Here is a 15,638-nt window from a genome sequence, read left to right as displayed (position 1 = left end):
CACGGTCGAGCCGGGCTGCGCGTCGAGGTTGTCGATGCGCAGCGGCGCGGCGTTCGCGCCGAGGCTCTTGACGGTGTTGGCCGGCACGTCGACGGTCAGCGTCGAGGCCGTGGCGCCCTCGCCGACCTGCACGGTGAGCGTCGCGGGCTGGTCGGTCATGTTGACGACGCCCGCCACGAGGTTGCCGGTGGTGCCGTCTCCGGTGATCACGAGCGCGTTCCGGATGATCAGCGGAGCGCCGTTCTCGGGGATGTTCAGCCCGTCCGCGGGGGAGTAGGGGATCGTCGTGGCCTGGGGTGCGAGCATGGCGCACCCGCTGGTGCCGAGCATGACGGCAGCGCCCAGGGCGACGGCCGCGACGAAACGCGATTTCACTGTTCCTCCTGCAGGGACGGCGTGATTGTCCCTTGCATTCTATGGGGTCGGAGCCTGTGCCCGTGGCACCCCGAGGGGGGCGGGCGGCGAACCTTAGTGCATCGCGGCTGTGGTATTCTAGAGTTTGCCGAAAGGACTTAACTGCATGCTTTTTGAGGTTGGCGAGACGGTCGTCTATCCGCACCATGGGGCCGCGACGATCATCGAGGTCAAGGAACGGGTCATCAAGGGCGAGACCAAGAAGTACCTGAAGCTCAACGTCACGCAGGGTGATCTCATCATCGAGGTCCCCGCTGAGAACGTCGACCTCGTCGGCGTCCGCGACGTCATTGGCAAAGAGGGTCTCGACCGCGTTTTCGAGGTGCTGCGCGCACCCTTCACCGAGGAGCCGACCAACTGGTCGCGTCGCTACAAGGCGAACCTCGAGAAGCTCGCCTCGGGTGACGTGATCAAGGTCAGCGAGGTCGTCCGCGACCTGTGGCGCCGCGATCAGGACCGTGGCCTGTCCGCCGGAGAGAAGCGGATGCTGGCCAAGGCGCGTCAGATCCTCGTCTCCGAGCTCGCGCTGGCCGAGAAGACCGACGAAGAGCAGGCATCCCTCGTTCTCGACGAGGTCCTCGCCTCCTGAGGTCTCATCGCCCGGACGCCGCCGCCACCCTGATGGGTGCGGCGGCGTCCCGGTAATGTCATGGCGTGAGCATCACTCCCGTCCCGCGCATCGCGGTCATCGTGGTCGCTGCCGGTTCCGGCACACGCCTCGGCGCGGGTGCGCCGAAAGCCCTGGTCGGGGTGGGGGCACGCAGCATCCTGCACCACGCGCTCGCGAACGTGTTCGGCGGGCCCCCCGCGCAGGTCGTGGTGGTGGCGCCGGCCGGGCATGAGGGCGCCGCGCTGACCGAGGCCCGGGATGCCGCCGGCGACCGCCGCGACCTGGTGACCGTCGTCACCGGCGGGGACACCCGGCAATCGTCGGTCGCAGCCGGTCTCGCCGCCCTGTGGGGCGATGTCGAGATCGTCCTGGTGCACGATGCCGCGCGCGCGCTGACCCCGCCCGCGGTGTTCGACCGCGTGGCCGCATCCGTCGCCGGAGGAAGTGCGGCGGTCGTGCCGGTGCTTCCCGTGGTGGACACCCTGAAGCGGGTCGCCGGTCGCACGGTGACCGGCGCCGTGGACCGCTCCGAGGTGGCCGCCGCCCAGACTCCGCAGGGCTTCCGCCGTGACGTGCTGGAGACCGCCTACCGGGTCGCGCACGCCGAGTTCACCGACGACGCCGCGCTCGTGGCCGCCGCGGGGCACCGCATCGACACGGTGGCCGGGGACGAGCGGGCGTTCAAGATCACCACGCCCGCCGACCTCGAGCGCGCGGCGCGGCTGGTCGCGGGCAGCGTCCCACCCGGTGCCCCACGGGTGGGCGTGGGCACCGACGTGCACGCCTTCGGCGGCGACGGGGATCTGTGGCTGGCGGGCCTGGAATGGCCGGGGGAGCCCGCGCTCGCGGGGCACTCCGACGGGGATGCGGTCGCCCATGCGATCGTCGACGCACTGCTGTCGGCCGCCGGTCTCGGCGACATCGGCACGCACTTCGGCACTGCCCGCCCGGAGTTCGCGGGCGCGCACGCCGATGCCTTCCTGCGGCGCACGGCCGCGCTGCTGCACGAGGCCGGGTGGGCGGTCGGCAACGTGACGGTGCAGGTGCAGACCAACCGGCCGCGCTTCGCGCCGCGGCGTGCAGAGGCCGAGCGCGTGCTGTCCGACGCCCTGGGCGCGCCGGTCACGGTGGGGGCGACCACCACGGACGGTCTCGGTTTCACGGGCCGCGGCGACGGCGTCGCCGCCACCGCCGTCGCGCTCGTGCTGCCGCTCAGATGAGCCGGCGCATGAAGATCGAGAGCGGGTCGGCCACGTAGTCGCCGAAGGGGCCGCACTCGATGAAGCCCGCGCGTTCGTACAGGTGCCGTGCCGCGACGAACTCGCGGGTCGTGCCCGTCTCGAGCCACAGGCTCGTCATGCCGCGCGTCTGGGCCTGCGCGATCAGATGCCGCAGCAGCGCCCGGCCGACGCCCTCGCCGCGGAAGCCGTCCTGCACGCGCATGGACTTGATCTCGCCCCGATGCGACTCGAGCTCCTTGAGCGCGGCGACGCCGGCGAGCTCACCGCGCGCCCATGCCGACCACACCGTGATCGACGGATGGCCGAGCTCGTCCAGGCCCAGGGCGTGCGTGCTCTCCGGCGGCGCGGCGTCGTGCATCGCCGCGACGTGCGCGGCGATCAGTGCGCGCGTGGCGGTGCCGGTCAGGTCGTCAGGGCGGATCTCGATCACGGACATCCGCGCCAGCATCCCAGACCGGCGTTTCGCGCATGTTTCCGACTCCCGACACCTCCCGGTCCGCGCGGCGCACGGCCGGTAGGCTGAAGGGATGACACTTCGGCTCTACGACACGCAGGCGCAGGCACTGCGCGACTTCGTGCCCGGCGACCCGGAGAACGTCACGATGTACGTCTGCGGACCGACCGTGCAGTCCGGTCCGCACATCGGGCACGTCCGCGCCGCCGTCGGCTTCGACGTGCTGCGGCGATGGCTCGAGCACCGCTTCCGCCGGGTCACCTTCGTGCGCAACGTCACCGACATCGACGACAAGATCCTGGACAACGCCACCGCGACCGATCCGTGGTGGGCGCTCGCCTACCGCATGGAGCGCGAGTTCACCGACGCCTACACGGCCGTCGGGGTGGAGGCGCCCACGTACGAACCGCGCGCGACGGCGTCCATCCCGCAGATGCAGGAGCTCATCCAGCGCCTCATCGACGCCGGACACGCCTACGCGTCCGCCGGCGACGTGTACTTCGACGTGCGGTCGTGGCCGGCCTACGGCGCCCTCACCCACCAGTCCGTCGACGCCATGGAGTCCGCGGCCGACGCCGATCCGCGCGGCAAGCGCGACCCCCGCGACTTCGCCCTGTGGAAGGGGTACAAGCCCGGAGAGCCCGAGGATGCGGCGTGGGAGTCCCCGTGGGGGCCGGGACGTCCGGGCTGGCACATCGAGTGCTCCGCGATGTCCCGCCGCTACCTGGGCGCGACCTTCGACATCCACGGGGGCGGCCTCGACCTGCGCTTCCCGCACCACGAGAACGAGCTCGCCCAGTCCACCGCGGCCGGTGACGGGTTCGCGCGGTACTGGCTGCACAACGGCCTCGTCACGGCGAACGGGCAGAAGATGTCGAAGTCGCTCGGCAACTTCGTGCTGGCCTCCGAGGTGCTTGCCGCACACGACCCGCTGGTGGTCCGGTATGCGCTCGTCGCGGCGCACTACCGCTCCAGCCTCGATCTGACCGACAACAGCTGGATCGAGGCGGATGCTGCGATCGGCCGCATCCGCACCTTCCTGGAACGCGTGCTGCGCGCGAAGGACGAGAAGGGCTGGTTCGTCTACGGGCCGGGCCTGCCCGAGCCGTTCGAGGCCGCCATGGACGACGACCTCGGCGTGCCGCAGGCGCTGGCGGTGCTGCACGACACGGTGCGCGCCGGCAACGCCGCGCTGGATGCCGGCGACGAGGACGCCGTCCACCAGGCGTTCGACCAGGCGATCCTGATGACCGGCATCCTCGGCATCAACCCGCTCGACCCGCGCTGGCGGACCGGGGGATCGGATGCCGCGGCATCCGCCCTGGACACGCTGATGCGGACGATGATCACGCAGCGCGCCGAGGCGCGCGCGGACAAGGACTGGGCGGCGGCCGACCGCATCCGCGACGCGATTGCAGCGGCCGGGATCGCCCTGGAAGACACTTCCGACGGAACGCATTGGAGTCTGATCGATGGCTAAGCCGACCCGCCCCGGAGCGGGCAACAGCAAGAAGAAGGGCGCCATGAAGGGCACCGGCGGCCTCGGCCGCAAGGCGCTCGAGGGTCGCGGCCCCACGCCCAAGGCGGAGGATCGTGCCTGGCACGTGGCCGGCAAGCGCAAGGCCGCCCAGGAGCGCTACGTCGCCGCCGGCGGCAAGGCCAAGCCGAAGCAGGCGAATGTCAACCGCACGACGCGGGCCCGCCAGAACGACGACACCGAGACGGTGACCGGGCGCAACAGCGTGCTCGAGGCGCTGCGCACGAAGATCCCCGCCACCGCCCTGTACATCGCGCAGCGCGTCGAGATGGACGACCGCGTCAAGGAGATGCTGTCGATCGCCACGCACCGCGAGATCCCGGTGCTGGAGGTCACCCGTCCCGAGCTCGACCGCATGGCCGGTTTCGACGGCGTCCACCAGGGCGTCGCGCTCAAGGTGCCGCCGTACGAGTACGCGCATGTGCAGGACGTGCTCGAGCAGGTGGTGGACCGCGGCCAGACGCCGCTGTTCGTCGCGCTCGACGGCATCACCGACCCGCGCAACCTGGGCGCGATCATCCGCTCCACCGCGGCGTTCGGCGGGCACGCGGTGATCCTGCCGCAGCGCCGGTCCGCGAGCGTGAACTCGGCCGCGTGGAAGACGAGCGCCGGAGCGGCGGCCCGCATCCCCGTCGCCGTCGCGGGCAACCTCACCTCCACGCTGAAGGACCTGAAGAAGCAGGGCGTGTTCGTGCTCGGCCTCGACGGCGGCGGAGACGTGTCCCTCCCCGATCTGCAGCTGGCCGACCGGCCGGTCGTCATCGTCGTCGGCTCCGAGGGCAAGGGTCTCTCGCGCCTGGTCACCGAGACGTGCGACCAGATCGTGTCGATCCCGATCTCGTCGGCGACCGAGTCGCTCAACGCGGGCATCGCCGCGTCCGTCGCGCTGTTCCACGTGTCGACGGTGCGCGGCGGCGCCTGATCCCCGTCAGTCGACCTCGACCGTGACCCGGTCGTCGTAGAAGCAGAGCATCCCGCCGATCGGCACCCCGTCGTGCAGCGGGTCGTCGTACGACCAGGCGGCATCCTCCACCGTCAGGTCGTCGAGTTCCGCCGACCAGTATGAGGCGGTGCCCTTGTACGCGCACGCCGTCGACGTGTCACTCGGCGCGAGCAGCTCCATGCGCACGTCGTCGCGCGGGATGTACCAGCGGTTCTGGAGGTTGGTCTCCTGCAGCAGAACGGGCCGGCGCGTGTCGGCCAGCACGGTGTCGCCGAGCCGCACGACCACGTGCCGCGTCGAGGTCAGGCAGTCGATCCGGTGGAACGGGTCGTGCGGGTGCGCGTACACGACCTGGTCCTCCTCGGTCCACTCGTCGAAGGCGTGCCAGTCGAGGATGACCCAGTCGGCCAGGTCGGGGTCGGCCGGCGTGAACGCCGCCTCGTCGAGCACCGCGCCGGTCGGCAGTCGCAGCGACCACGACGTGCCGGGCGTGCTGTGCACGCGGAACGGGACCCTCGGGGGCAGCACGGCGGGCTGCGTCTCGTCGCCGGTCACCGGCATCGGATCCACCAGGTCACCGGCCAGGTCGGAGACCGGAACGGCGTACTGGGCGACGGGCCGGCGCGGCTCCCACACGACCCGGACGTCGCGGGAGTCCGCCACCGTGTACCCGTCGACGGATGCCCGCACCCGCCGGTTCGCGGGAGCCCAGCGCAACTCGCCGATCATGCCGCGCAGCATCCTGATCATGTCGATGGCCATGATCTTGTCCTACCTCACCGCGGGCCCGCACGCCAGCGGCCGGCTGTGGGCGCACGGAAGTTGACGTCCTGCGCATCGGACGGAATGCGGGAGGGCCTGCGGCGTTGAATCCCACGGATGCCGCCACCCGGGCGGCGTGAGGAGTGAAGCATGGCACGCATCGTCGTCATCGGAGGAACCGGCTACGCCGGCGGAAACATCGTCGCGGAGGCCGCGCAGCGCGGACACGACGTCGTCGCGATTTCGCGCAAGGCCCCGGCCGAGCCCGTCTCGGGCGTCACCTACGTCGCGGGCGATGTGCTCGACGTGGACTCGATCACCGACGCCCTGACCGGCGCGGACGCCGTGGTCTCGGCGGTGTCGCCGCGCGGCGACATGCTCGAGAAGGGCCTGGACGCGGTGCGCGTCCTCGCCGACCGCCTCACCGGCACCGGCACCCGCCTGGGCGTCGTGGGCGGCGCCATGGGCAGCCTCGCCGCGCCCGGCGGCCCGCGGCTGTGGGACCTCGGCGTGCCGGAGGAGTACCGGCACGAGGCTCAGGTCGGCGTGGACACCCTCGAGCTGCTGGAGGCCTCCGAGGACGGTCTGGACTGGTTCCTCGTGCACCCGCCGAAGGTGTTCGGCTCGTGGGAGCCCGGCGAGCGGACCGGCGCCTACCGGACCGGCGGCGACGTGGTGGTGGAGGATGCCGAGGGCAACTCGTACATCTCCGGCGCCGACTTCGCGATCGCCGTCGTCGACGAGATCGAGAAGGGCGCACACCGCCGCGCCCGTTTCACCGTCGGCTACTGACGCGGAGAGCCCCGCTCAGACGAGGTCGCGCCAGTCGATGTCGTCGTCCTCGACGAGGGCGGGGATCTCCGCGGTGATCACCGGCAGCGCCATCGTCTCGGTGGGCGGCCCCATCACGGTCGCCTCATCGCGGCGGTGGCGCAGCACGGTGTCGATGTAGCTCGACAGCGCCTCGGCCAGGGAGAGGCTCGTCCCCTGCTCCTGGGTGCGGAACCAGCGGTGCTCGAGCACCTCGTGGAACACCTGGGCGGGTTCCAGCTTCGCGCGCAGCTCCCACGGGATCGCCCGGATGACGGGTTCGAACACGCGTGTCAGCCACTCGTGCGCCAGGCGCTCCTCGTCGACGGCGGGCGTCTGCCCGGACGTGCGACGCAGCCGGTACTCGTCGAGGTCGTTCAGCAGGCGGCGCGCCTGGTTCTCCTCCACGTCGAGCCCGGTGAGGCGGATGAGTCGGCGCTGATGATGACCGGCATCCACGACCTTCGGCTGGATCGAGACGCGCGTGCCGTCCGCGGTCGCCTCGATCGCCATCTCGCCGATGTCGAAGCCGAGCGCGTTCAGGCGCTCCACGCGTTCGGTGAGCCGCCACGCCTCGTCGCCGCTGAAGGTCTCGCGATCGGTGAGAGCCGCCCACAGCGAGTGGTACGCCGACACGATCCCGTCCGCGATCGCGAGCGCGTCCGCACCGCCCTCCAGCCGCCCGCCGGCGGCGAGGTCCATGATCTCGCCGGCGATGTTCGTCCGGGCGAGGTCGAGGTCGTACAGCCTCTGCCCGCGGGTCAGGCCGGCCTCGTGCAGTTCCCCCGTCTCCGCGTCGACGAGGTACGCGGCGAAAGCCCCGGCATCCCGCCGGAACAGGGTGTTCGACAGGGACACGTCGCCCCAGAAGAACCCGACGTTGTGAAGACGCACGAGCAGCACCGCGAGGGCGTCGACGAGCCGGGTCGCGGTGTCCGGACGCAGCACCTGGGTGAACAGCGCCCGGTACGGCAGCGAGAACCGCAGGTGCGCGGTCACGAGGGCCGCCGGCAGAGGCTCGCCGTCGGCATCCACCCGGCCGTCGATCACGGCGACCCGGTCGACGCAGGGCACGTCGAGGCGGGCGAGGTTGCCGAGCAGGTCGTACTCGCGCCGGGCCATGGCCGCCGTGGTCTCCTTGATCGCGACGACCCGCTCGGACAGGTTCGCGAACCGCACGAGGTGACGGGAGAGTCCCTTGGGCAGGGCCACGATGTGGCGGCTCGGCCAGTCGGCCAGGCCCGTCTGCCACGGCAGGGTGAGCAGGCCCGGGTCGATCGAGCTGGCGGTGATGCTGAGTGCTTCGGTCACGGGTGTCTCCGCAGAAAGACGGAGGCGGCGCGGTGGGATGACCCGACCGCGCCGCCTCGCGCTGTGTTGTCCGGTTACGCCGAAGCGATGGCCTTGTCGGTGAGGCGCTCGCCCGACTCGACGTCGAAGACGTGCACGTGACCCGGGACCGGGGCGAGCACGACCTGCTCGCCGGCGTTCGGGTGGTTGCGGCCGTCGACGCGCGCCACGAGGTCGGTGCGCTTGCCGTTGATGTCCGCGTGTCCGTACAGGTAGCCGTCGGCGCCGAGCTCCTCGACGAGGTCGACGGTGACGCGCACGCCCTTGCCGTCGGCCGGGCCGACCTGGATGTCCTCGGGCCGCACGCCGATCGTGACGTCCGAACCGTGGGCCTTGCCGAGCGTGTCGGCCTCGACCGGAACGATCAGGTCGCCGAACCGCACGCCGCCCTGGGCGAGGTCCACGGTGAACAGGTTCATCGCGGGGGAGCCGATGAAGCCGGCGACGAACACGTTGCTGGGCTTCTCGTACAGGTCGCGCGGGGTGCCGACCTGCTGCAGGAGGCCGTCCTTGAGCACCGCGATGCGGTCGCCCATGGTGAGCGCCTCGGTCTGGTCGTGGGTGACGTAGACGGTCGTGACGCCGAGGCGACGCTGCAGCGACGCGATCTGGGTACGGGTCTGGACGCGCAGCTTCGCGTCGAGGTTCGACAGCGGCTCGTCCATGAGGAACACCTGCGGCTGGCGGACGATGGCGCGGCCCATGGCGACGCGCTGACGCTGACCACCCGACAGGGCCTTCGGCTTGCGGGTGAGGTACTGCTCGAGGTCGAGGAGCTTGGCGGCCTCGAGCACGCGTGCCGCGCGCTCGTCCTTGCCGACACCGGCGATCTTCAGGGCGAAGCCCATGTTCTCGGCGACGGTCATGTGCGGGTACAGCGCGTAGTTCTGGAAGACCATCGCGATGTCGCGGTCCTTCGGCGGGACGTCCGTGACGTCGCGGTCGCCGATCAGGATGCGGCCGTCGTTGACCTCTTCGAGGCCCGCGAGCATGCGAAGCGAGGTCGACTTCCCGCAGCCGGAGGGGCCGACCAGGACGAGGAACTCGCCGTCGCCCACTTCGAGGTCGAGCTTGTCCACCGCGGCACGGGTGCCGCCGGGGTAGAGCCGGGTTGCGCTGTCGAAGGTGACTGACGCCATGTTCTCTTCTCCTTCACCGGCAGGTACGTGCCGGACGATCCGTAGTGAGGAATGAGCGGGGGCCTCCCCGCACGCCCGCCGTTGGGCGCTCGCACCAGTATGACATGCCGCGGCGGGATGGCCAGCACGAGTCGTCGGGGAGCATCCCGCAGGCGCCCACTGACACGTCCGTGGCAGGCGGTGTCTGGGCATTTCACAGCCTGCCTGTCTAGCATCGTTGCCATCGCTTCCCCTGCGATCCGCACGCCGGTCCGACTTCGTCCGCCGCGTGCCCAGAGAGATTTCCGCACCACAGGTTTGCGTCGAGAGGTTCCATGTCCAGCGACCAGTCACCGAACATCCCCGATCAGGGAGATCGCCGCGAGGCGGTGCGTGAGAAGGCGCAGCAGGTTCGGGCGAAGCAGTCGCGGGCGCGCACCATGCGCCGCGCCACGATCACCACGGCCGTCGTCGTCGTGGTCGCCGTGGTCGCCGTGGTCGTGACCTGGACGGTCACCTCTGCGGCATCCAAGCCGGAGCTCTCGCCCGCGCACGTCACCGACGGCGGGTTCGCGGTGACGGCGGTCAAGGGCATGGCCGGTGCGGATGACGCGTCGGCCCCCGCCCCCGCCCCGACGGCGAGCACCGCCGGTCGCACGGCGTCCTCGCCGAGCCCGTCGGCGTCCGCGTCCGCCACGCCGCAGCCGGGTTCGGTGGACATCCGCGTCTACGTCGACTATCTCGCGCCGGGCGCCGAGCAGTTCCAGTCTGCGAACGCCGCTCAGCTGACGAAATGGGTCACGCAGGATGCCGCGACCCTCACCTACTACCCGGTGGCGATGCTCACCCCGAAGTCGAACGGCACCAAGTACTCGCTGCGTGCGGCGAGTGCGGCGGCCTGCGTCGCGACCTACTCGTCGGACACCTTCTTCGCCTACAACAACGCGTTGCTGACGCGTCAGCCCGATCAGGGTTCGGACGGTCTCACGGATCAGCAGCTCGCTGACCTCGCGATCGCCTCCGGGGCGCAGTCGCCGAAGACCGTGCGCTCGTGCATCCAGAATGAGAACTACGCGTCCTGGGTGAAGACGTCCACCGACAAGGCACTGGCCGGGCTTCCCGGCACGAAGGATGTCGCGTTGACGTCCGCGCCCATGATCCTCGTGAACGGCCAGCCGTACGTCGGCGCGCTCGGCGACCCGAAGGAATTCGCCCAGTTCGTGCTGACGATCGCGAGCGACTCGTACTACAGCACGTCGTCGCCCACCCCGACGCCCACGCCCACGCCGACCCCCAAGGCGACGCCCAAGAAGTGACAGACGAGAGGCCGGCAGCGTCCCCGACGCTCCCGGCCTCTCGCCGTGCGGCTCGCATCATCGCCCGGTGACACGGAGCCTGTGGATCGGATGGTTCAACTTCGCGGACGCCCTAGACTTGACCGCGAGCGGCAGGACCCGCCGACTTGGCGCAATTGGTAGCGCACCGTACTTGTAATACGGGGGTTACGGGTTCGAGTCCCGTAGTCGGCTCTCACGCGCAAGGCCCCGGCTCCGTCACGGAGCCGGGGCCTTTCCGCATCCTCGCAGTCAGTCCTCCGGGGAGAACCCGAGCGAGATCGAGTTCATGCAGTAGCGGTCACCGGTGGGCGTGCCGAACCCGTCGGGGAACACGTGGCCCAGATGCGAGCCGCAGTTCGCGCAGCGCACCTCGACGCGCTCCATCCCGAGGCTGCGGTCCTCGAGCAGCTGCACGGCTTCGGGGCGGATCGACTCGTAGAAGCTCGGCCAGCCGCAGTGCGAGTCGAACTTCGTGCCGCTGCGGAACAGCTCGGCGCCGCAGGCCGCACACGTGTACAGCCCCGCGCGGTGCTCGTCCAGCAGATCCCCGGTCCACGGCCTCTCGGTGCCCGCCTCGCGCAGCACCGCGTACTGCGCCGGGGTCAGCTCCTCGCGCCACTGGTCGTCGCTCTTGTTCACGGAATACGTCATGTCGGCCTCCACCCTCCATTCAACCCGACGGCGGGCCGGTCTGTTCCGCCGCATCGTCGCAGAATGGACGGATGACGCCCAGCGATCCGACCGTGCAGCAGATTCGGGAGCGCTACGCGCGCTTCGCACGCGACGAGGCGCCCGGCCGGTCGGCGCTGTACGCGGATTGGGCCGCCGGAGTGGCCTCCGATCCCGGGGCCGCCGGCATCCTGGCGCGCATCCCCGCCGCGCACCGTCAGCCCCCTCTCGTCTTCGCGGTGACCCGGCTGCTCGGCGCACCGGAGCGGCCGTATGCCGAGTGGACGGCGTGGGTGCGCGACCACGCGGACGACGTCGTCGCCGAGTGCAGTCGCCGCAGCGTGCAGACCAACGAGCCGCAGCGGTGCGCCGTCCTGCTGCCGGCGCTCAGCCTCATCGACGGACCCGTCGCACTGCTCGAGGTGGGTGCGAGCGCCGGGCTGTGCCTCTACCCCGATCGCTACAGCTGCCGGTATCGCACAGGGGACGGGCTGACGACGGTGGATCCGTCCGACGGCCCGAGCACCGTCCGCCTCGACTGCGACGTCCGGGGCGGGACCGAGGTTCCGATGCGGATGCCGCGGATCGTCGCGCGGTTCGGCATCGACCTGCAGCCACTCGACGCCCGCGACCCCGCGGACCGCCGCTGGCTCGAGGGCCTCGTCTGGCCGGGGGAGCAGGGGCGCGTCGAGCGCGTCCGGGCGGCGCTCGACATCGCTGCGGCAGACCCGCCGCAGCTGCTGGCGGGAGATGCCGCCGACCTCCTCCCCGAGGTCGCCGCCCGGGTGCGGCGGGCCGCGCCGGATGCCACCCTCGTGGTCACCACGCCGGGCGTGCTGGCCCACGTGCCCCGTGCCGGACGCGAGCGCATCATCGCCGCGGCGGAGCGCGAAGGACGCTGGATCACGCTGGACGCCCCCGCGCTGCACGACGCGTGGCATCCCGCGATCGACGAGGCGTCCTGGCCGGGAGGCTTCGCGCTCGCCCTCGACGGCGAAGTGCTGGCCGCGGTGGACCCGCTCGGCGGATGGATCCGGTGGCGCACGGAGCGCCGTGGCCGGGATGCGCCGACGCCGCGTTAGCGTGGACGCGTGACCCTTCCCGATGTTCTCGCCGCTCCGGCCGCGCTCGCGCTGGGGGAGAAGGACCGGGGCATCCTCGACTTCGAGGCGGACTGGCAGCAGCGTGCCGGCGGCCGGCACAGCGGCGGCAAGGAGGAGGCGATCCGCGCGCAGCTCGGACTCACCCCGCCGCGCTACTACCAGCTGCTCGGCCGGCTCGTCGAGACGCAGTCCGCGCTCGCATACGACCCCGTGCTCGTCGCACGTCTGCGCCGTCTGCAGCAGTCCCGGCGCGAGCAGGCCCGTGTGCGGCTGAGCGGCGACCGGTAGACCTCGGATGCCGCGCCCGAGTCATCCACGGGACCGGTTCGACGACGTGCCCGACCTCAGTCGGGTCGGCGCGCACCGGGCCGAGAACCCGCATCTGCACGGCGGCGTCGTCTTCCTCTGGGCGCTCGCCTCGACCGCCCTGCTCACGATCGGCGGCATCGCCCTCGCCCTGCTGCTGGTCCGCTGAGCCCCCGCGTCCCGCCGTGTCGATGCTGTTTGCACTCGGCAGGGGAGAGTGCCAGAATGGGCGTTAGCACTCGCGTTCGTCGAGTGCTAGAACCCCAAAGCGAACGTCCTGGAGGGACGACACACATGGCAAAGATCATCGCTTTCGATGAGGAGGCCCGTCGCGGCCTCGAGCGTGGCCTGAACACCCTGGCCGACGCGGTCAAGGTGACCCTGGGCCCGCGCGGTCGCAACGTCGTGCTCGAGAAGAAGTGGGGCGCCCCCACGATCACGAACGACGGCGTCTCGATCGCCAAGGAGATCGAGCTCGACGACCCGTACGAGAAGATCGGCGCCGAGCTGGTCAAGGAGGTCGCCAAGAAGACCGACGACGTCGCGGGTGACGGCACCACCACCGCCACCGTGCTCGCCCAGGCGCTCGTTCGCGAGGGCCTGCGCAACGTCGCCGCCGGCGCCGACCCGATCAGCCTCAAGCGCGGCATCGAGAAGGCCGTCAAGGCCGTCACCGACGAGCTGCTGAACTCCGCCAAGGAGGTCGAGTCGAAGGAGCAGATCGCCGCCACCGCGTCGATCTCGGCCGCCGACCCCACCATCGGCGAGCTCATCGCCGAGGCGATCGACAAGGTCGGCAAGGAGGGCGTGGTCACCGTCGAGGAGTCCAACACCTTCGGCACCGAGCTCGAGCTCACCGAGGGCATGCGCTTCGACAAGGGCTTCCTCAACCCGTACTTCGTCACGGACCCGGAGCGCCAGGAGGCTGTCTTCGAGGACCCGTACATCCTCATCGCGAACCAGAAGATCGGCAACATCAAGGACCTGCTGCCCGTCGTCGACAAGGTGATCCAGGACGGCAAGGAGCTCGTCATCATCGCCGAGGACGTCGAGGGCGAGGCGCTTGCCACCCTGGTGCTGAACAAGATCCGCGGCATCTTCAAGTCGGTCGCCGTCAAGGCCCCCGGCTTCGGCGACCGCCGCAAGGCTCAGCTGCAGGACATCGCGATCCTCACCGGCGGCCAGGTCATCACCGAAGAGGTGGGCCTCAAGCTCGAGAACACGACGCTGGACCTGCTCGGCCGTGCCCGCAAGGTCATCGTCACCAAGGACGAGACCACCATCGTCGAGGGTGCCGGCGACGCCGCGCAGATCGAGGGTCGCGTGACCCAGATCCGCCGCGAGATCGAGAACACCGACAGCGACTACGACCGCGAGAAGCTGCAGGAGCGCCTCGCCAAGCTCGCCGGCGGCGTGGCCGTCATCAAGGCGGGCGCGGCCACCGAGGTCGAGCTCAAGGAGCGCAAGCACCGCATCGAGGACGCCGTCCGCAACGCGAAGGCAGCCGTCGAGGAGGGCATCGTCCCCGGCGGTGGCGTCGCGCTGATCCAGGCCGGCAAGGTCGCGTTCGAGGGCCTGGAGCTCACGGGCGACGAGGCCACCGGTGCGAACATCGTCAAGGTCGCCATCGAGGCGCCGCTGCGTCAGATCGCGATCAACGCGGGCCTCGAGGCCGGCGTCGTCTCGAACACCGTCGCGTCGCTCCCGGTCGGTCACGGCCTGAACGCCGCCACCGGCGAGTACGGCGACCTGTTCGCGCAGGGCATCATCGACCCGGCGAAGGTCACCCGTTCGGCGCTGCAGAACGCGGCCTCGATCGCGGGCCTGTTCCTCACCACCGAGGCAGTCGTCGCCGACAAGCCCGAGAAGGTCTCCGCTCCGGCGGGCGACCCGACCGGCGGCATGGACTTCTGATCCATTCCTGACGACGGATGCCCCCGACCTCCACGGTCGGGGGCATCCGTCGTTTCGGCTCGTGCCCGCTGGGCCGGGTTCAGCGGAACAGGCTGGCCGTGGCCTGCTCGGCATCCGCGTACTGACGACCGGCGCTGGCCAGGGCCGCGTTGATGCTCGCGAGCGACTCCTCGACCTGATGCTGCGTGGCCCGCCACTGGTCGACCACGTGCTGGAACGCGGTGGACGCGGTTCCGGTCCACGAGGACTGCAGGCTGACCAGTTGCGACATCATCGACTGCGTCTCGGACTGCAGGCGCTCGATCGTGCCGCGCACGGCGGTGTTGGCGGTGAGGACCGCGTCGGAATCGACTGCGTAGACGGCCATCGGTGGCTCCTTCCGGTTGGGTGGTCCCACCGTACGGTCGGGCCGCCGTCGAGGGCGGGGACGGGCTGCCGCTGTGGACGGAATCCGCTGGGCGGCGGCATCCGGCGCCCCTGTGGACGGGTCGCCCGGGCCTCAGTCCGCGGGGGACCGCCTCGGCTTCTCGATGGGCTGCGTCTCGATCGACAGCTGCCCTGCCCGGGAGGCCTCCTCGGCCAGGGGGAACGCGATGCGGAACGTGGCGCCGCCCCCGGGGGTGTCCAGCACCTCGACGGTGCCGTGCAGCGCATCCACGATCGACGCCACGATCGCGAGGCCCAGACCGGACCCGCCGGTGTCGCGCGTACGCGAGTTGTCCGCTCGCCAGAAGCGCTGGAAGATCTGCTGCTTGATCTGGTCCGGGATGCCGCCGCCGTGGTCGATCACGTCGATCCAGCCCACGCGGGTCTCCGCGTCGAGCCCGACGCCCAGCTCGATCGGCGATCCCTCGGGCGTGTAGCGGCGGGCGTTGGCCAGCAGATTGGTCACGACCTGCCGGATGCGGTTCTCGTCGCCGAGCACGATCGGCTCGAAGACGGCGGGCACCGGCTGCGGCGCGGGCACCGGGATCGGTCCGGTCGGCAGCGGCTCGATCGGTCCGGTGCCGCCGCGGGGGCGTCGGCGCAGCAGCGAGCGGGCGCTGCTGGTGAGCCCGGAGGGCACGGTG

At 71.0% G+C, this 15,638-nt stretch carries 17 protein-coding genes, 1 tRNA gene and 1 pseudogene; 11 read left to right on the top strand and 8 right to left on the bottom strand.

Annotation, left to right across the window (positions count from 1 at the left end; genetic code table 11):
• A pseudogene (locus VJR25_RS13790) lies at nucleotides 1-375 on the bottom strand (DNA modification methylase); the annotation flags it as partial.
• Between the two features lie 145 nt (nucleotides 376-520).
• On the opposite strand from VJR25_RS13790, the gene VJR25_RS13785 reads away from it, so the two are divergent.
• Together VJR25_RS13785 and ispD are read left to right on the top strand one after the other, a co-directional pair.
• Nucleotides 521-1,003 (top strand): CarD family transcriptional regulator, encoded by a 483-nt coding sequence (locus tag VJR25_RS13785; protein ID WP_039397345.1) that lies wholly within the window; start codon nucleotides 521-523, stop codon nucleotides 1,001-1,003.
• 65 nt (nucleotides 1,004-1,068) lie between these two features.
• Complete coding sequence (gene ispD / locus VJR25_RS13780) at nucleotides 1,069-2,244, top strand: 2-C-methyl-D-erythritol 4-phosphate cytidylyltransferase (protein WP_324115977.1); 1,176 nt, start codon at nucleotides 1,069-1,071, stop codon at nucleotides 2,242-2,244.
• Here ispD and VJR25_RS13775 read toward each other — a convergent pair.
• Nucleotides 2,237-2,701 (bottom strand): GNAT family N-acetyltransferase, encoded by a 465-nt coding sequence (locus VJR25_RS13775; protein ID WP_324115972.1) that lies wholly within the window; start codon nucleotides 2,699-2,701, stop codon nucleotides 2,237-2,239. The two genes, ispD and VJR25_RS13775, sit on opposite strands and share 8 nt — an antisense overlap.
• 91 nt (nucleotides 2,702-2,792) lie before the next feature.
• Here VJR25_RS13775 and cysS point away from each other — a divergent pair, with 91 nt between their 5' ends.
• Together cysS and rlmB are read left to right on the top strand one after the other, a co-directional pair.
• Nucleotides 2,793-4,199 carry a cysteine--tRNA ligase gene (gene cysS, locus VJR25_RS13770; RefSeq protein WP_324115971.1) on the top strand — a complete coding sequence of 469 codons (1,407 nt, stop codon included), beginning with the start codon at nucleotides 2,793-2,795 and terminating at the stop codon, nucleotides 4,197-4,199.
• On the top strand, nucleotides 4,192-5,178 hold the full coding sequence (gene rlmB, locus VJR25_RS13765) for a 23S rRNA (guanosine(2251)-2'-O)-methyltransferase RlmB (protein ID WP_324115970.1): 987 nt from the start codon (nucleotides 4,192-4,194) through the stop codon (nucleotides 5,176-5,178). The genes cysS and rlmB overlap by 8 nt, the downstream gene beginning before the upstream one ends.
• 6 nt (nucleotides 5,179-5,184) lie before the next feature.
• On the opposite strand, the gene VJR25_RS13760 is transcribed toward rlmB, so the two are convergent.
• Complete coding sequence (locus tag VJR25_RS13760) at nucleotides 5,185-5,961, bottom strand: DUF427 domain-containing protein (RefSeq protein ID WP_324115969.1); 777 nt, start codon at nucleotides 5,959-5,961, stop codon at nucleotides 5,185-5,187.
• 150 nt (nucleotides 5,962-6,111) lie between these two features.
• Here VJR25_RS13760 and VJR25_RS13755 point away from each other — a divergent pair, with 150 nt between their 5' ends.
• Nucleotides 6,112-6,753, top strand: coding sequence for an NAD(P)-dependent oxidoreductase (locus tag VJR25_RS13755; protein ID WP_324115968.1), 642 nt, complete (start codon nucleotides 6,112-6,114; stop codon nucleotides 6,751-6,753).
• 15 nt (nucleotides 6,754-6,768) lie between these two features.
• On the opposite strand, the gene VJR25_RS13750 is transcribed toward VJR25_RS13755, so the two are convergent.
• Together VJR25_RS13750 and VJR25_RS13745 are read right to left on the bottom strand one after the other, a co-directional pair.
• Entirely contained in the window at nucleotides 6,769-8,082 is a 1,314-nt protein-coding gene (locus VJR25_RS13750; RefSeq protein WP_324115966.1) for a DUF4032 domain-containing protein, read from the bottom strand.
• Between the two features lie 74 nt (nucleotides 8,083-8,156).
• A complete protein-coding gene (locus tag VJR25_RS13745) occupies nucleotides 8,157-9,260 on the bottom strand; it encodes a sn-glycerol-3-phosphate ABC transporter ATP-binding protein UgpC (protein ID WP_324115963.1) in 1,104 nt (367 codons plus the stop codon).
• Between the two features lie 314 nt (nucleotides 9,261-9,574).
• On the opposite strand from VJR25_RS13745, the gene VJR25_RS13740 reads away from it, so the two are divergent.
• On the top strand, nucleotides 9,575-10,555 hold the full coding sequence (locus tag VJR25_RS13740; protein WP_324115961.1) for a DsbA family protein: 981 nt from the start codon (nucleotides 9,575-9,577) through the stop codon (nucleotides 10,553-10,555).
• Nucleotides 10,556-10,695: 140 nt separating this feature from the next.
• A tRNA-Thr gene (locus VJR25_RS13735) sits at nucleotides 10,696-10,768 on the top strand.
• A 57-nt stretch (nucleotides 10,769-10,825) separates the two neighbouring features.
• Here VJR25_RS13735 and msrB read toward each other — a convergent pair.
• Nucleotides 10,826-11,227, bottom strand: coding sequence for a peptide-methionine (R)-S-oxide reductase MsrB (msrB, locus tag VJR25_RS13730; protein ID WP_324115958.1), 402 nt, complete (start codon nucleotides 11,225-11,227; stop codon nucleotides 10,826-10,828).
• 71 nt (nucleotides 11,228-11,298) lie between these two features.
• Between msrB and VJR25_RS13725 the strand changes: the two genes are divergently transcribed.
• The 4 genes from VJR25_RS13725 (at nucleotide 11,299) to groL (ending at nucleotide 14,568) form a co-directional block, all read left to right on the top strand.
• Entirely contained in the window at nucleotides 11,299-12,327 is a 1,029-nt protein-coding gene (locus VJR25_RS13725; RefSeq protein ID WP_324115955.1) for a DUF2332 domain-containing protein, read from the top strand.
• A gap of 9 nt (nucleotides 12,328-12,336) precedes the next feature.
• On the top strand, nucleotides 12,337-12,636 hold the full coding sequence (locus VJR25_RS13720) for a DUF3263 domain-containing protein (RefSeq protein WP_324115953.1): 300 nt from the start codon (nucleotides 12,337-12,339) through the stop codon (nucleotides 12,634-12,636).
• Nucleotides 12,637-12,643: 7 nt separating this feature from the next.
• Entirely contained in the window at nucleotides 12,644-12,823 is a 180-nt protein-coding gene (locus VJR25_RS13715; protein WP_324115951.1) for a hypothetical protein, read from the top strand.
• Nucleotides 12,824-12,948: 125 nt separating this feature from the next.
• Nucleotides 12,949-14,568, top strand: coding sequence for a chaperonin GroEL (gene groL / locus VJR25_RS13710; RefSeq protein WP_324115949.1), 1,620 nt, complete (start codon nucleotides 12,949-12,951; stop codon nucleotides 14,566-14,568).
• 79 nt (nucleotides 14,569-14,647) lie between these two features.
• Here groL and VJR25_RS13705 read toward each other — a convergent pair whose 3' ends face one another.
• Complete coding sequence (locus VJR25_RS13705) at nucleotides 14,648-14,935, bottom strand: WXG100 family type VII secretion target (RefSeq protein WP_324115947.1); 288 nt, start codon at nucleotides 14,933-14,935, stop codon at nucleotides 14,648-14,650.
• A gap of 132 nt (nucleotides 14,936-15,067) precedes the next feature.
• A partial coding sequence (locus VJR25_RS13700) for an ATP-binding protein (protein ID WP_324115945.1) occupies nucleotides 15,068-15,638 on the bottom strand: 571 nt, incomplete at its 5' end.

The sequence above is a fragment of the Microbacterium sp. genome (genome assembly GCF_035277845.1).
Classification (GTDB): Bacteria; Actinomycetota; Actinomycetes; order Actinomycetales; family Microbacteriaceae; genus Microbacterium.
The sequence above is the reverse complement of the archived record's forward strand: the minus strand, read 5'-3'. Positions and strand labels throughout refer to the sequence as shown.

Coding starts and splice junctions, on each gene's coding strand:
- VJR25_RS13725 (WP_324115955.1), top strand. CDS start 11,299: ATGACGCCCAGCGATCCGACCGTGCAGCAGATTCGGGAGCGCTACGCG.
- VJR25_RS13760 (WP_324115969.1), bottom strand. CDS start 5,961: ATGGCCATCGACATGATCAGGATGCTGCGCGGCATGATCGGCGAGTTG.
- VJR25_RS13745 (WP_324115963.1), bottom strand. CDS start 9,260: ATGGCGTCAGTCACCTTCGACAGCGCAACCCGGCTCTACCCCGGCGGC.
- VJR25_RS13755 (WP_324115968.1), top strand. CDS start 6,112: ATGGCACGCATCGTCGTCATCGGAGGAACCGGCTACGCCGGCGGAAAC.
- VJR25_RS13740 (WP_324115961.1), top strand. CDS start 9,575: ATGTCCAGCGACCAGTCACCGAACATCCCCGATCAGGGAGATCGCCGC.
- groL (WP_324115949.1), top strand. CDS start 12,949: ATGGCAAAGATCATCGCTTTCGATGAGGAGGCCCGTCGCGGCCTCGAG.
- VJR25_RS13785 (WP_039397345.1), top strand. CDS start 521: ATGCTTTTTGAGGTTGGCGAGACGGTCGTCTATCCGCACCATGGGGCC.
- VJR25_RS13715 (WP_324115951.1), top strand. CDS start 12,644: ATGCCGCGCCCGAGTCATCCACGGGACCGGTTCGACGACGTGCCCGAC.
- VJR25_RS13705 (WP_324115947.1), bottom strand. CDS start 14,935: ATGGCCGTCTACGCAGTCGATTCCGACGCGGTCCTCACCGCCAACACC.
- cysS (WP_324115971.1), top strand. CDS start 2,793: ATGACACTTCGGCTCTACGACACGCAGGCGCAGGCACTGCGCGACTTC.
- VJR25_RS13775 (WP_324115972.1), bottom strand. CDS start 2,701: ATGTCCGTGATCGAGATCCGCCCTGACGACCTGACCGGCACCGCCACG.
- rlmB (WP_324115970.1), top strand. CDS start 4,192: ATGGCTAAGCCGACCCGCCCCGGAGCGGGCAACAGCAAGAAGAAGGGC.
- msrB (WP_324115958.1), bottom strand. CDS start 11,227: ATGACGTATTCCGTGAACAAGAGCGACGACCAGTGGCGCGAGGAGCTG.